This is a genomic window from Acinetobacter sp. RIT698 (assembly GCF_009668065.1).
Lineage (GTDB): Bacteria > Pseudomonadota > Gammaproteobacteria > Pseudomonadales > Moraxellaceae > Acinetobacter > Acinetobacter guillouiae.
Map to the genome: position 1 here is coordinate 41204 of NZ_WJYH01000006.1, position 14885 is coordinate 56088.

A 14885-nucleotide genomic window follows, 5' to 3' on the forward strand; every position below is an offset into this window, starting at 1 on the left:
ACTCGATGATACAACAGCCTTGCCTGATGATTATGTGAATTCATCAGATATTCAGTAACACAAGGATGACTGTTGCATCTTCGCAAGCGCAAAAAATCACGTACAATAAAGCGGTTATTTGAATTAGGAAAATATCAATGCCACCATTTGTATTGGTCGATGGGTCATACTTTTTATTTCGTGCTTTTCATGCACTCCCACCTTTAACCACATCAACTGGATTACAGACCAATGCGATTCGCGGGGCAATTTCTGCAATTCAAAAACTGATGCGTCGTGTGCAACCAACACATATGGCGGTTATTTTTGACACACCTGAACCCACTTTCCGCCATGTACTGTCACCGATATATAAAGGTGACCGCCCAAGCATGCCAGAAGAATTATCTCAACAAATCCCTTATTTGCATGCCTTGATTCGTGCTTTAGGTATTCCATTACATACGCTTCCGGGTGCTGAAGCGGATGACATCATTGGAACCTTGGCAAAACGTGCTGAAAAAGCCGGTCATCAAGTTTTGATTTCTACGGGTGATAAAGACATGGCGCAGTTGGTCACGGATAAAGTGACCCTCGAAGACAGTTTTAAAGACAAACCGATGGATGTCGATGGTGTAATCGAAAAATTTGGCGTCCGTCCAGATCAAATTATTGATTATTTAACCTTGATGGGTGATGCCTCTGATGGTATTCGTGGTGTACCTGGTGTTGGTGCAAAAACGGCTGCTAAGCTGTTAAATGAATATGGTACGATTGCTGGCATTTTAGAAAATGTTGACAATATCAAAGGTAAAGTTGGACAAAGTTTAAAAGACAATGTTGAAGGGATTGCACTTGATCATCAATTGGCAAGTATTGTTATCGATCTCGATTTAAGCTTGACATATGATGATTTAAAGCTGTGTGAACCTGATGTTGAAGCATTACGCAACTTGTATACTGAACTTGAATTCCGTAATCAATTACAATCGCTAGATCATCCAAACAATCCCAATAGCCCAGCCTATAAACAAACAACACAAAGTATTGGCAAAACTGAGCAGCCTGTTGAAAGTGAAATTACAGATCAAGCAACAAGTTCGAGTGTTGATGACCGTCTTGGTGAAGCCACTTATCATACTGTTTTAAGTCAAGAAGCATGGGATAAGCTCTTCCAGCGCTTAAGCACAGAAAAACGTTTTGCAATTGACACTGAAACCACAAGTTTAGATTACCGTATCGCTGAAATGGTCGGTTTTTCAGTGGCTTTTGATGCCAATGATGCTTATTACATCCCTTTGGCACATGATTATGAAGGTGCACCTGAGCAACTCAATCGCGATGCGATTATTCAGCAAATCAAACCGATTCTTGAAGATCCAAGTGTTGAAAAAATTGGACATCATTTAAAATATGATGCACATATTTTTGAAAATCACGGTATCCATTTACACGGCTGGTATTTTGATACCATGCTGGCCTCTTATGTCTTGAATGCAGTGACAACACGCCATGGTATGGATGATGTTGCGCGCGTTTACCTGAGCCATTTGACCACGACTTTTGAACAAGTTGCTGGTAAAGGTGCAAAACAAAAGACCTTTAATCAAATCGAGATTGAAACCGCTGGACATTATGCCGCAGAAGATGCGCATGTCACTTATCGTCTTTATGAAGTTTTAGAACGTAAGCTGAAAGAAATTCCTGAACTGATCAATATCTTACATCACATTGAAATGCCAGTAGCCAGTGTTTTGGCGACCATGGAAGAAAATGGGATTGAGCTTGATCTAAGCTTCTTGGATCAGCTCAGTGTGGACTTTGCCAATACCATTCAAAATCTTGAAAATCAAATTATCGAAATCGCTGGCGAATCTTTTAATGTCGGTTCACCCAAACAAGTCGGTGAAGTTTTATTTGAAAAATTAGGTTTAAAAGGTGGCAAAAAAACTGCAACGGGACAATACAGTACCTCTGAAGCGGTTTTAGAAAAAATCGATCATCCAATTACTGAACTGATCATTGAGTATCGTGGTTTAACCAAGCTTAGAAGTACCTATACTGAAGCCTTAGTCAAACAAGCCAATCCCGATACCCATCGCGTACATACCAGTTACCATCAAGCCTTAACAGCAACGGGACGCTTGTCTTCAACCGATCCAAATCTACAGAACATTCCGATACGTGAAGAAATTGGTCGTCAGATTCGTAAAGCCTTTATTGCACCTCAAGGGCGTGTACTTTTGGCAGCCGATTATTCACAAATTGAATTACGGTTAATGGCGCATTTCTCACAAGATGATGCTTTGGTTGATGCCTTTCAAAATGGGCAAGATGTACACCGTCGTACAGCATCCGAGGTCTTGGGTGTCGCGCTGGAAAATGTAACCTCTGATCAACGCCGCCAAGCCAAAGCCGTTAACTTTGGTTTATTGTACGGCATGTCTGAGTTTGGTTTGATTCGTCAACTGGGCTTTACTCGTGAAGAATCGCAAAACTATATTAAGCAATACTTCCACCGTTATCCGGGTATTTATGAGTATATGCAACGTACCCGCCAAGTGGCATTGGAACAAGGTTTTGTAGAAACCATTACAGGTCGTCGCTTATATACACCAGATATTGATGCCCGAAATATGATGGTACGTAAAGGTGCGGAACGTGCTGCGATTAATGCCCCACTCCAAGGCTCTGCGGCTGAAATCATTAAAATGGCGATGATTGAAGTCAATAAAATCCTCCCCCAAGATCAGGCCAAACTTTTACTACAAGTACACGATGAATTGGTATTTGAAGTTGATGAAGCTATTGCAGATCAATTGGCTGCACAGATTAAAGATGTAATGCAAAAAGTCGTCACCTTATCAGTACCTTTAGTTGTTGAAGTCGGTCAAGGTAAGAATTGGGGTGAAGCACATTAAGCCTTTGAAACGTTCCCTGCCCGTCTAGGAAGAAACTTAGGATGATAGATATTTTTTAAACATCTGTCATCCTAACTAAATACTAATATTTTTCAAATCACTCTATTTAAATATCCAATATATTTGCCATAAATATAGCTGAATTATCAAAAACTCTAATCTAAATCATGCTCTTCCATTGATAATTTGATTGTTAAACTCATTTCTTTGTAGCTTAAATTTCTTAAAACATTCAGACATAGCACCTTTAACTCTTCAATCATGGCTTGTTGTTTTTCTAAACCATTTTTAGTATCTAAACTCGACCACACATCAATTTCATCAAAACAACCAATCACATACTTCAAATCTTCAGAAAGAACTAATGAATGCTCAAACTGATGTAAACCTTGTAATCTTCCTAATGACCATATCCCTGTTTCTGGCTGAACAGCCTCTAGTTTCATTGCCTCTAAAATACCCAAAGCGAGTGAAGCCAAATAAAACTCTGCATTTACATTATTGGTTTCAATTTTCATATGATTCTATTTTTACTATTTAAAGTTTACGAATAACCCACTTAGATCACCATCTGCTTTATCTCATAAAAAAAGGACTCTATTGAGTCCTTTTGCTATTTAAACTGGTGAATTAAAGACCTGTTAGCAATGCAATCGCAGCATAATCCATAACTTTTTCAGCAATGATCAATGCCAAAATCGCTAAAATTGGAGAAAGATCAATCATTCCCATATTTGGCATGATACGGCGGAACGGCGCCAATAACGGTTCAGCAAGCTCTTGAATGACTTCAATATAAGGTGATCTCGACTGAGTAAACATCACCACCCAACTGAGAATAATGGTCGCAAAAATTAAATAGCGACAAAAACGAATCAAATCTTGGATCATGGTCACAAAAGTTAAAATGATCAAATGTACAGGACTATTGGGTATTGCACCTTGCAAGTACATCATTCCAAAAATTTTAAGCAGATATAACACCACCAGCAAAACCAATGCAGCTGTATTTACTCGCCCTTTTGCCAAAGGCGGAAAAATTCGCCCAAACATATCCACGATTTTTGTCGCTTTAACTGTCGACATCACCACTGGATTGTATGGACTCACCATGGCCAATTGCATTAAAAAACGAAAGAATACGAGCAAAATCGCTACGTTAATAATAATGCCAAAAATTTGCGCAGAATTTGCACCCATACTGGAACGTTCCTAAAAATCAATAATTATTTAATGCTGTCACTTAATTCTTGAGCCAGTTCCTGACTACGCTTCTGCGCAGCAGCTAAAGCTGTCTGAATATTTTGAGAAATTTGAGCACGATCAAATACTTCTAAAGCAGCTTGTGTAGTGCCGTTTGGAGAAGTCACATTTTTACGCAATTCTGAAGGTGCATTTGAGCTGGTAATTGCCATTTGTGCTGCACCAAGTGCTGTTTGTAACGTTAAAGCAGTCGCAACCTTTTCATCTAAACCCATATTTTTTCCAGCACGAATCATGCTTTCCATCATATAGAAGAAATATGCAGGACCTGAACCAGAAACAGCAGTTACAGCATCAATTTGTGCTTCAGAACTCACCCAAAGCGTTAAACCTGTCGCAGCAAGTACTTGTGTTGCCAATTCGCGGTCTTTAGCACTGACCTCTGGTTTCGCAAACATACCATGTGCACCAGTTTGAACCAAAGCAGGAGTATTCGGCATAACACGAACAACACGCTCACTGTCGGTTAAGTCTGAAATCGTTTTAATTTCAGCACCAGCAACGATCGAAATCAATAATTTATCTTCGAGTAAACCTTTTAAAGGTTTAAGCACCCCACCCAAAACTTGAGGTTTTACAGCAAAAACAACAATATCGGCATTTTTAATTGCTGCGATATTATCATCAGTCACATGAACATCTTTTTCTTGTAGCAATTGTCGAATATTTTCAAAGGGGTCAGAAACTGTAATACGTGTTGCAGGTAATCCACGACTCAACAAGCCACCGATTAGGGCTTGTGCCATATTCCCACCACCAATGAAAGTAATATTACAATTTAACGCTGCACTCATGAATCACGCTCGACCTTAGTTTTTAACTCAGAGATTAAATTTGGTTGCCATCCACCCACTTCACAATATTCAGATTGCGCCAACCAAAAACCATTTGGTGTAAACACCCCAAGCATAACATTATCTACACTTAATATTTGAATTGTATGACGCATCCACGGAAAAATATGTGCTTCTTGAATGGCTTTTTTCAAAGGCCAAGCACCGACTCTGCCATAAAGATGAATTTTTTCACCACCCAAACGCGGCTTTAATGTTAGCTTATGATTGAATAATGCAAAAGCCAGACCCATTTTAGAGCTTTCGATCTGAAACACACCAGATGTGAATTGTAGTTGTTGATGAAGCTGAAATTGAACTTCTTGTTCTTGAGGCAATTGTTTAGATTTTGATGCTAAATATTGGTTTTGTTCAATTCGATACAACTGATTTTGATAACGTAAATAATAAAAATGATTCCAATGTAAAGCAGCTTGCGCATCTGTTTTAGACTCAATTACTTCATCTTGCAGCCTTTGCACCATGTCCAAGGCTGGGCGATATGTCCCCTCACCTTTCATCCACATAGAGAGAAGTTGCCGCTGTCTAGCAGGGGAAAGAGAGGCCAATTTGGCTAAATCCAATTGTGCAGGATGACCACAAAAGCTTAAATCCTGTTGTACCACCTCATTGAGAATTTCATCAGCATCTTGCATTAAATAGCTGGTACGTGCCAATGCTTGCTGCATTTTAGGATAACGACTTTGCAAAATATGCCAAAGTTCATGTCTACACCATGCACGGTCATAATGTATATCTAAATTGGAAGGGTCATCCACATAATCGATTTTCAGTTGCTCAACCCATTGGCAAATCTGCTCACGGGAAGTATCGAGTAAAGGCCGCCAAATCAGCAATTGATCGCGCTGATCGATGGATTGCATTGCAGATAGACCTGTAACCCCCGCACCTGATAGCAAACGCAGCATTAACGTTTCAGCTTGATCTTGCTGATGATGTGCAAGAACCAATACCTCATTTTCATCGATATGCTGTAGATAGGCTTGATAACGCGCTTGACGTGCTTGATTCTCAAGATTACCTTGAGCGACTTGAACCGACTGAAGAATATAAGGAATATTCAGCACTGTGCATTGTTGAGCAACAAAATCAGCCCACGCATCACTGACTTTTTGCAGGTGATGATTGACATAAATTGCACGAATTTGCTTGGGGAAAAGTTGTACCATCAGATGTAGCAACAGCATGGAATCCATACCACCACTACATCCGATTAAGAAACGGGTATTTTCAGGAAATTGAGAATACTGTTTTAAGAAGCAAGACCTAAATTGTCGCTGCCAAACTTCATTAAACGTTGATAACGTGCTTCGCATCGTTCTTCCGCAGTCATTGGCTGTAATTCATCAAGCGCTTGTTTTAACACATCCTTGAGTTTTTCCATAACCTCAAAAGGATGTAAATGAGCACCCTCGCCTTCATCAACCACATATTCAACAATACCAATTTCTTTGAGCTTGTCAGCAGTTAATGCAAGTGCTTCACTGGCTTGTTCTGCTTTATCTGCAGTTTTCCATAGAATAGAAGCACAACCTTCAGGTGAAATCACAGAGTAAATACTGTGTGACAGCATAATAACGCGATCTGCAACACCGATGCCCAACGCACCACCAGAACCACCTTCACCTAAAACAGTTGCAATGACTGGGACTTTAAGGCTTGAAAGTTGCGCTAAGCTGGTTGCAATTGCTTCTGCTTGACCACGCTCTTCAGCACCAATACCCGGGTATGCTCCCATGGTGTCAACAAAGGTAAACACTGGAAGATTAAAGCGTTCCGCCATATCCAGTAAGCGTTGAGACTTTCTGTATCCTTCAGGATTACACATCCCAAAGTTATGCTGTAATTTTTCACGCGTACTACGACCACGGTGTTGACCCACAACCATTACTGGCTGACCGTTAAAACGGGCCAATCCACCCACCATTGCACCATCATCACCGTATAGACGATCACCATGCAAGGTATCAAATTCAGTAAAGATTTCGCCTACGTAATCCAAAAATTGCGGACGCTCAGGGTGACGTGCAATTTGAACCGTTTTCCAAGCTTGAGATTGAGCAGCTTTATTTTTCATAAGTCGAGTATTATCCCTAATTCACCGATGGATTACGCATCGGAAGTTTAGGTTTAAGTGATATGAAATGATTGATCATTCCATCATCACCAAACCTTTAAGTTAATCGATAAACTGTTCCGACTGAATATTCAATTCAATGTCCCAATGCTTAAATTGCACTTGCTCATCATGCAAATCTGCAACCAGCAATGGCCATTGTTTGGCATCACCAGAAACGCTGAGTTGCCATTGTTGCTCATTCTCTATCGTCAATTCAATGGCAGGAAGCATCTCATCGCTACGACTATGATTTAGTAAAACGGCAAGACGAAGCAACAAGCACAAGTACACAAGCTTGTTGCCGCCCACTTTTAACACGTCTAGTTTGGCATCTACGCGTAATTTACGACGGTGATGAGCGACCAAATGTGACAAATGGTTTTGATCAATTTGTGAAAAACCTGGGATGTCTGAATGTTGTAACAAGTAAGCACTGTGCTTTTGATAACCACTATGACTAATGGCTAAACCGATCTCGTGCAAATAAGCAGCTCGACGCAACAGATCACTATCATCACTGTTTAAGTTAAGCGTGCTGGCCACAGCATTAAACAAATGTTGTGCTGTTTCAACCACGCGCTCAGCCTGTTTTGCATCTGCGCCATAGCGTCCCATCATCGCCTGTACACTACGATCGCGAATATCTTCATGTTGGAAACGGCCGAGCAAGTCATACATTACACCTTCACGTAATGCCCCATCCGAATACACCAATTTATCAATATTCAAGACTTCAAACACAGCATAAAGGATCGCTAAACCCGCAGGTAATACTGCTCGGCGATCTTCTTTTAATCCATCAAATTCCATATCTGAAATATTTTTAAATTTCAGCAACTTATCTTTTAATTTTTCTAAACCTTCACGGGTCAGATTCTCTTGCTCATCACTCCAGCCCATATTGACTGCAATTTGGCGACACGCTTTGATGGTTCCACTAGAACCCACCACAGTATCCCAGCCAGCAGCTTTATAGGTATTTGCAATCGAAGATAATTCTTTTCGTGCAGCAACCACAGCTTTATCAAAAGCTTTGTTGTTAATATCACCATCAGCAAAATAGGCTTTAGTAAAGGCAACACAGCCCATTTGTAAAGATTCGGTATGAATAGGCTCGAACTCTTCACCAATAATCAGTTCAGTAGATCCACCGCCAATATCGATCACCAGACGTCGACCACTATTGGCCATGGTATGTGAAACACCCAAGTAAATGAGTCGGGCTTCTTCTCGTCCCGCAATAATTTCAATGGGTTTTGGCAAGATCTCCGCTGCTTTTTGAATAAATTCATGCCCATTTTTCGCTTGACGCAGCGCATTTGTCGCAACAATTCTGAGTCGAGTCGGCTGTACTGAACTTAAACGCCCAACAAAACGCGCTAAGCAAGCCAAGCCTCGTTGCTGTGCAGCTTCAGTTAAGTTTTTATTTTCATCTAATCCAGCCGCAAGCTGAACCTTTTCTGACATAGAAGCAACTTTCTTAACTTCACCATGATCCACACGAGCAATTGCCAAATGGAAACTATTTGACCCCATATCAATCGCAGCAAGTAATTCTTCATCAATCAAAAAATCAGACATTATTTATACAAACTCATACTGAATTGCTGCTTAGATTAATTCACATACACGCTTTTTAAAAGCCATTTATTTAGACAATTTGATGAGTCATTATTTTTTCAGCATATATGACAATTATGTGACAGTTTCACTGGTTTTTCTAAAGATCCGATTGTAAATATCGTGAGCATCAATTGGACAAACTCACAAATTAGAATGAAAATTTAAGTATCCCCCTACATTGTTAAAGATGACTATGTAATACTTATATCCATAGATAGATTCATCTTTAAAATATTTTGGAGCAAAATCCATGTCTGGCAATATCGTAAATACCACTGATGACAACTTTGATGCAGATGTACTTCAATCTGATATCCCTGTAATCGTAGATTTCTGGGCAGGCTGGTGTGCACCGTGTAAAGCGATTGCACCAGTGCTTGAAGTACTTTCAACTGAATTTGAAGGTAAAGTTAAAATCGTTAAAGTTGATGTAACTGCGTGTGAAGCAACTGCGGTCAATTACAACATTCGTAATATTCCAGCATTATTGATGTTTAAAAACGGTGAAGTTGTTGCCCAACAAATTGGTGCAGTGCCAAAATCTAAACTAACTGCATTTATTGAAGAAAATATTTAATTTGCTGAATTTATACATTTTTTGTATAAATCTAGGAAAATGAGAAATACGCTTGATTTTCTAGCGTATTTTTTTTCGACTATAATTTGACAAACTTGTTGATCTAACTTATATTCCATGCTCAAGGAACATTAGGATTCTCTTCCTGTTTCTTAAAGGACAACACATAAGATCGCCGTTCGGCAACAGAAATTGTTTTACATATTTCTCCTCGAAAGAACTACATAGATTCTGAGTTTGTTTTTGTGTCTATACAATTTCAACTCACCTATTACACTGCTGGCGACTTTTGCTTCTTTTCTCTTTATCTGTGTTCCACACATCCTTATTCAATCTGACCATTTATGAATTTAACTGAACTCAAGAAAAAACCGATCGGCGAACTCATTAAAATTGCTGAGTTTATGGGCCTTGAAGGAATGGCTCGTAACCGTAAGCAAGACATCATTTTTGCCATCCTCAAACGCCATGCAATGAATGGCGAAGAAATTTTTGGTGATGGTGTTCTTGAAATTTTGTCTGATGGTTTCGGCTTTTTACGCTCCGCTGCAGGTTCTTATCTTGCAGGTCCGGATGATATCTATGTTAGTCCTTCACAAATTCGTCGTTTTAATCTACGAACTGGTGATACGATTACAGGTACGATTCGCCCACCTAAAGAAGGTGAACGTTACTTTGCATTATTAAAAGTTAATCAAATTAACTATGACACCCCTGAAAACTCACGCAATAAAATTTTATTTGAAAACCTCACACCACTTTTCCCAACTGAGCAATTGGTTATGGAACTGGGTAATGGTTCTTCTGAAGATTTGACAGCGCGTGTCGTGGACTTGGTTGCACCCATCGGTAAAGGCCAACGTTCAATTATCGTAGCACCGCCAAAAGCGGGTAAAACGATGTTATTACAGAACATTGCCCAATCTATTGTGCGTAACAATCCGGAATGTTTCCTGATTGTCCTTCTGATCGACGAACGTCCTGAAGAAGTGACCGAAATGGAACGTACTGTGCGTGGTGAAGTTGTTGCATCAACATTTGATGAATCTCCAGCTCGCCATGTCCAAGTTGCTGAAATGGTGATTGAAAAAGCCAAACGTCTGGTAGAGCACAAAAAAGATGTTGTGATCTTACTTGACTCCATCACGCGTTTAGCCCGTGCTTATAACACTGTTGTTCCTTCATCTGGCAAAGTACTTACCGGTGGTGTTGATGCACATGCCTTAGAACGCCCTAAACGTTTCTTTGGTGCTGCACGTAATATCGAAGAAGGCGGTTCTCTCACCATTATTTCGACTGCATTGATTGAAACAGGCAGTAAAATGGATGAAGTGATCTACGAAGAATTCAAAGGTACAGGTAACCAAGAAATCATCCTTGATCGCCGTATTGCTGAAAAACGCGTCTTCCCAGCAATGAATATCAAAAAGTCAGGTACGCGTCGTGAAGAGCGTCTCATGAGCGAAGAAAACCTACGTAAAGTATGGATTCTTCGTAAACTTCTTCATCCTATGGATGAATTAGTGGCGATGGAATTCTTGTTGGATCGCATGAAAGAAACCAAAACAAATGATGATTTCTTTGATCAAATGAAGCGCAAAGCTGCCAACTAATTCAATAAACACTTAAAAAGGCTACTCTTAGAGTAGCCTTTTTATTTGGTTGACATTATTTACATAAATATACAATCATCGAGTTTCAACGTTACACGATATTGCAAATATTTGAATATAAAAATTATTCATCAATATTTTTTATATTTATTAATAACTTATTTATCAATAAACCAATCTAAAAACGCAACTTGATTGTAAAATACTGTTAAAAAAACATCATTTTTTCATCAATTTGGTCGGTTTTTTTAAGATAAACAGTAGCAATTCAAAATGCGCAGTGATAGCATATTCGCATACCAGTTAGACTGCCCATGCAAAAAGCAAAAAACAGGCTAACTTGGGTTTTTTGTCTCAATTAAATTTATGAGAGTGATGCCATGTTATTCAAAAAAATCGCTATTGCTGCTGCAGTTGCTACTACTTTAGCTTTCGTTGGTTGTGCTAAAAAAACTGAAGAAGCTGCTGCTGATGCAAACGCTGCTGCTTCTCAAGCTGTAGCTGCTGCTTCTGAAGCTACTGCTGCTGTTGACGCTGCTGCTGCATCTGCTACTGATGCTGCTGCTGACGCTACTGCTGCTGCTTCTAATGCTGCTGCTGCAGATGCTTCTGCTGCTGCTTCAGCTGCTCACTAATAATCGCTTAGATTATTATTAAGAAAAGAGAACCTTTTAGGTTCTCTTTTTTTTGCTTTCTTTTTATCTTAAAGTTTAAATCATCATAAATAAGCTGTATCGCCCTTCACTACAGAACCTTTAGATCCAATAAGTACAAAACCACGCCACTATATTCTACTTTGGTTATTGCCCTTTAAAATTGCAAGCGTATTCAGATCATCTTAACCAACACTAGAATAGGTTTACTTATTTGCATTTTTATAAAGATGCTGAGAATTTTCTCAAAATAAATTTATCCCGCATAAGAGCCTTACTTTTATCCAACAATTACAAAATCTCTCCCTACCCTATTGTTAATTAAAACCGTATCTAGGTAAACCATTTGATCTTTTGATGCAAGGATAAAAATCAATATATGACCTTGCCACGGTTATTTCAGCAAAGTTGGTTTATACCAATCCAAATGATGTTTATTTCTGGCAATAAAAAACCCCAAGCAGATTACTCAGGGTTTTTATCTTACAAAACTTTTAAATTACAGAGCTTTCATCTTACGACACACAAATTGCCGATTAATCTTCTTGTTCTGTACCCACACGTTGTCTAAATTTTTGACCTGCACGGAAAGTTACAACTCGACGTGCTGAGATTGGAATCTCTTCTCCAGTTTTAGGATTTCGACCTGGACGTTGACGTTTGTCACGTAGTTCAAAATTTCCGAAACCTGAAAGTTTGACTTGTTCGCCAGCAATTAATGCTTGGCTAATCTCGTCAAAGAACAACTCGACCATTTGTTTTGCTTCACGACGGTTTAAACTCGTAAGCTCACTTAAATGATCAGCCATTTCTGCTTTTGTTAATGCTGTCATGAGGCCCTCAATGTCGCTTGATAAGTGTCTTCTAACACTTGAATAATATGATCCATACCGGATTTAATCTCAGCATCTTCGAGTGTACGTGATGGATGTTGCCATAACAATGCAAATGCCAAAGAGCGCTTACCTTGTTCAACACCTTGCCCTGTATACACATCAAATAACCAAGTAGAGTCTAAAAGCTCTCCACCCGTTTTTTCGATAAGTTGCTGAATTTCACTAACATTAATCTTATCACTAATTACAAGCGCAATATCACGTCTAACCGATGGAAATCGTGATAATTCTGTAAAATTAGATACATAAGTTTGCAAAACAGCCGATTGGTCGAGCTCTGCGATCCAAGTTGTGCTCAAATCTAGTGCATTTTCCAAAGATGGATGTAGACGACCTAAATAGCCTACTGATTTCCCATCCACGAGAATTTCCGCAGACTGACCTGGATGTAACCATTCACGATCAGAACGAACATATTCAACGTGAACACGTCCAGCTGCTAAAATTTCTTCGACCTCGCCTTTGAGATCAAAGAAATCCATAACTTGAGCTTTTCCATGCCAAGATTCAATTTGTTTTGATCCTACAGCAATCATAGCCAAAGTTGGAATCTGTTTCAAATCTTCTATACTTTTCGCGTTTTGATAATCAAAACGTAGCCCTAGCTCAAAGAAACGCACACGACTTTGTTGACGATTGATATTGTACTGAACACACGGAATTAAGCTTGAAAGTAAAGTTGAACGCATGACCGCCAAATCACTTGAAATCGGATTTGCAAGCGCCAATGGATTTACTTGTGAATTCAATTGTTTTTCAAGTTTTAAATCTGCAAAACTAAAACTAATCGCCTCTTGATAACCCAGTGTTACTAAAGTTTGACGTAACTGAGTCAGTTCAAATTGATCCTGATGTTTAGCAAGTTTTACATCAATCACTGGCAGACTAATTTGAATATTGTCATAACCATGTATACGCGCAACTTCTTCAATTAAATCTTGATAAATTGCCATATCGTAACGATGTGATGGTGGTACAACAGTCCATTCACCTTCAGCTTTTACAGTCACATCACAACCTAAACGTTGCAGCGCATTTGTAATAAATGCAGTAGGAACTTGATAACCCAGCAATTGATCCACTTGCGCTTGATTCAACTCAATTGCTTCACGTTTAGGCAACAATTCAGTTTTTTCAGATACGGTAATTGGACCGAAATCACCACCTGCAAGAGTTTGAATCAATTGTGAAGCGCGTTGCATTGCGATCATAGGCAATTCAAAGTCCACACCACGTTCATAACGTTGTGACGCATCTGTATGCAAACCATAACGACGTGCGCGCCCTGCGATATGTAATGGTGCAAAGAATGCAGATTCAAGGAAAATCTCAGTGGTTTCATCTGTTACAGATGAGGACAAACCACCCATGATGCCTGCGATCGCCAATGCTTTTACATCATCTGCAATCACCATAACATCTTCGGTCAATTCAATTTCTTGTTCATTTAACAAAACAAGCTTTTCATTTGCACTTGCCTGACGCACATGCACTGAACCTTGAACCTGACCACCATCAAACGCATGTAACGGTTGACCAAGTTCCATAAGCACATAGTTGGTAATATCAACAAGAATACTGTGTTGACGAATACCTGAACGTGCTAGAGCTTGCTCCATCCATGCAGGTGTAGCTGCTTTGGTATTTACATTTTTAATTACACGACCTAAGTAACGAGGGCAACCATCCGTTGTCACAACAACTTGCTTCTGATCAGCAATCGTAGTCACAACCTCTTGAATTTCAGGTGCGGTTACAGGCAATTGGTTAATTACCCCAATTTCACGCGCCACCCCACGAATACTAAAACAGTCACCACGGTTTGGCGTGATGCTGATATCAATCACATGATCATCAAGATTTAAATATTCTCGAATATTTGTGCCTACAGGCGCATCTGCAGGAAGTTCTAACAGGCCATCAATTTTATCTTCAAGGTCAATTTCTGAAGCACCACACAGCATTCCTTGTGATTCAACACCACGAAGTTTGCCTTTTTTAATTTTAAAATCACCCGGAAGCACCGCACCAATGGTTGCAACTGGCACTTTCATTCCAGCACGTACATTTGGTGCGCCACATACGATTTGCAAAGGTTCACCCGAACCAATATTCACTGTGGTGACACGTAAACGATCTGCATCAGGATGCTGTACAACAGTTAAAACCTCACCAATCACCACACCTGTAAATGGTTTAGCTGCGGGAACCAGTTCATCCACCTCAAGTCCCAACATAGTCAGTTGATCAGACAAGGTATCGCTATCAATTGCAGGGTTGACCCATGTGCGAAGCCAATTTTCGCTAATTTTCATTTCTAAAACCTATATTCAATATCTATGAATTCCTCTCTGACTCTCTTTTAAAAAGAGGCAGAACCCTTCGTC

General features: G+C 39.6%; 12 protein-coding genes. 4 read left to right on the top strand and 8 right to left on the bottom strand.

Translation table 11 applies throughout. The features are described 5' to 3' along the window. The first annotated feature begins 137 nt into the window (after positions 1 to 137). Complete coding sequence (gene polA, locus GJV03_RS04270; protein WP_154129542.1) at positions 138 to 2900, top strand: DNA polymerase I; 2763 nt, start codon at positions 138 to 140, stop codon at positions 2898 to 2900. 155 nt (positions 2901 to 3055) lie between these two features. Here polA and GJV03_RS04275 read toward each other — a convergent pair whose 3' ends face one another. From GJV03_RS04275 to ppx, 6 genes are all read right to left on the bottom strand, one after another. Further along, positions 3056 to 3418, bottom strand: coding sequence for a hypothetical protein (locus GJV03_RS04275; protein WP_154129543.1), 363 nt, complete (start codon positions 3416 to 3418; stop codon positions 3056 to 3058). Positions 3419 to 3530: 112 nt separating this feature from the next. Continuing rightward, complete coding sequence (locus GJV03_RS04280) at positions 3531 to 4100, bottom strand: YggT family protein (protein ID WP_004723028.1); 570 nt, start codon at positions 4098 to 4100, stop codon at positions 3531 to 3533. 26 nt (positions 4101 to 4126) lie between these two features. Further along, on the bottom strand, positions 4127 to 4957 hold the full coding sequence (gene proC, locus GJV03_RS04285) for a pyrroline-5-carboxylate reductase (RefSeq protein WP_154129544.1): 831 nt from the start codon (positions 4955 to 4957) through the stop codon (positions 4127 to 4129). After that, positions 4954 to 6333 carry a tRNA lysidine(34) synthetase TilS gene (gene tilS, locus GJV03_RS04290; RefSeq protein ID WP_154129545.1) on the bottom strand — a complete coding sequence of 460 codons (1380 nt, stop codon included), beginning with the start codon at positions 6331 to 6333 and terminating at the stop codon, positions 4954 to 4956. The genes proC and tilS overlap by 4 nt, the downstream gene beginning before the upstream one ends. Next, positions 6270 to 7094, bottom strand: coding sequence for an acetyl-CoA carboxylase carboxyltransferase subunit alpha (locus GJV03_RS04295; RefSeq protein WP_004819131.1), 825 nt, complete (start codon positions 7092 to 7094; stop codon positions 6270 to 6272). The genes tilS and GJV03_RS04295 overlap by 64 nt, the downstream gene beginning before the upstream one ends. Positions 7095 to 7196: 102 nt before the next feature. Then, the gene (ppx, locus tag GJV03_RS04300; RefSeq protein WP_151957192.1) at positions 7197 to 8717 is read right to left on the bottom strand and encodes an exopolyphosphatase; all 1521 of its coding nucleotides are present in this window, start codon (positions 8715 to 8717) and stop codon (positions 7197 to 7199) included. Positions 8718 to 9009: 292 nt separating this feature from the next. Here ppx and trxA point away from each other — a divergent pair, with 292 nt between their 5' ends. The 3 genes from trxA (at position 9010) to GJV03_RS04315 (ending at position 11584) form a co-directional block, all read left to right on the top strand. Then, positions 9010 to 9336: a thioredoxin gene (trxA, locus tag GJV03_RS04305; RefSeq protein ID WP_004723035.1), complete on the top strand. Its 327-nt coding sequence runs from the start codon at positions 9010 to 9012 to the stop codon at positions 9334 to 9336. 344 nt (positions 9337 to 9680) lie between these two features. Continuing rightward, positions 9681 to 10949: a transcription termination factor Rho gene (rho, locus tag GJV03_RS04310; RefSeq protein ID WP_004723038.1), complete on the top strand. Its 1269-nt coding sequence runs from the start codon at positions 9681 to 9683 to the stop codon at positions 10947 to 10949. Between the two features lie 380 nt (positions 10950 to 11329). Further along, entirely contained in the window at positions 11330 to 11584 is a 255-nt protein-coding gene (locus GJV03_RS04315; protein ID WP_154129546.1) for a hypothetical protein, read from the top strand. Positions 11585 to 12138: 554 nt separating this feature from the next. Here the strand turns inward: GJV03_RS04315 and GJV03_RS04320 are convergent. Continuing rightward, entirely contained in the window at positions 12139 to 12435 is a 297-nt protein-coding gene (locus GJV03_RS04320) for an integration host factor subunit alpha (RefSeq protein ID WP_004723042.1), read from the bottom strand. Then, complete coding sequence (gene pheT / locus GJV03_RS04325) at positions 12432 to 14813, bottom strand: phenylalanine--tRNA ligase subunit beta (protein WP_154129547.1); 2382 nt, start codon at positions 14811 to 14813, stop codon at positions 12432 to 12434. The genes GJV03_RS04320 and pheT overlap by 4 nt, the downstream gene beginning before the upstream one ends. Positions 14814 to 14885: the final 72 nt, after the last annotated feature.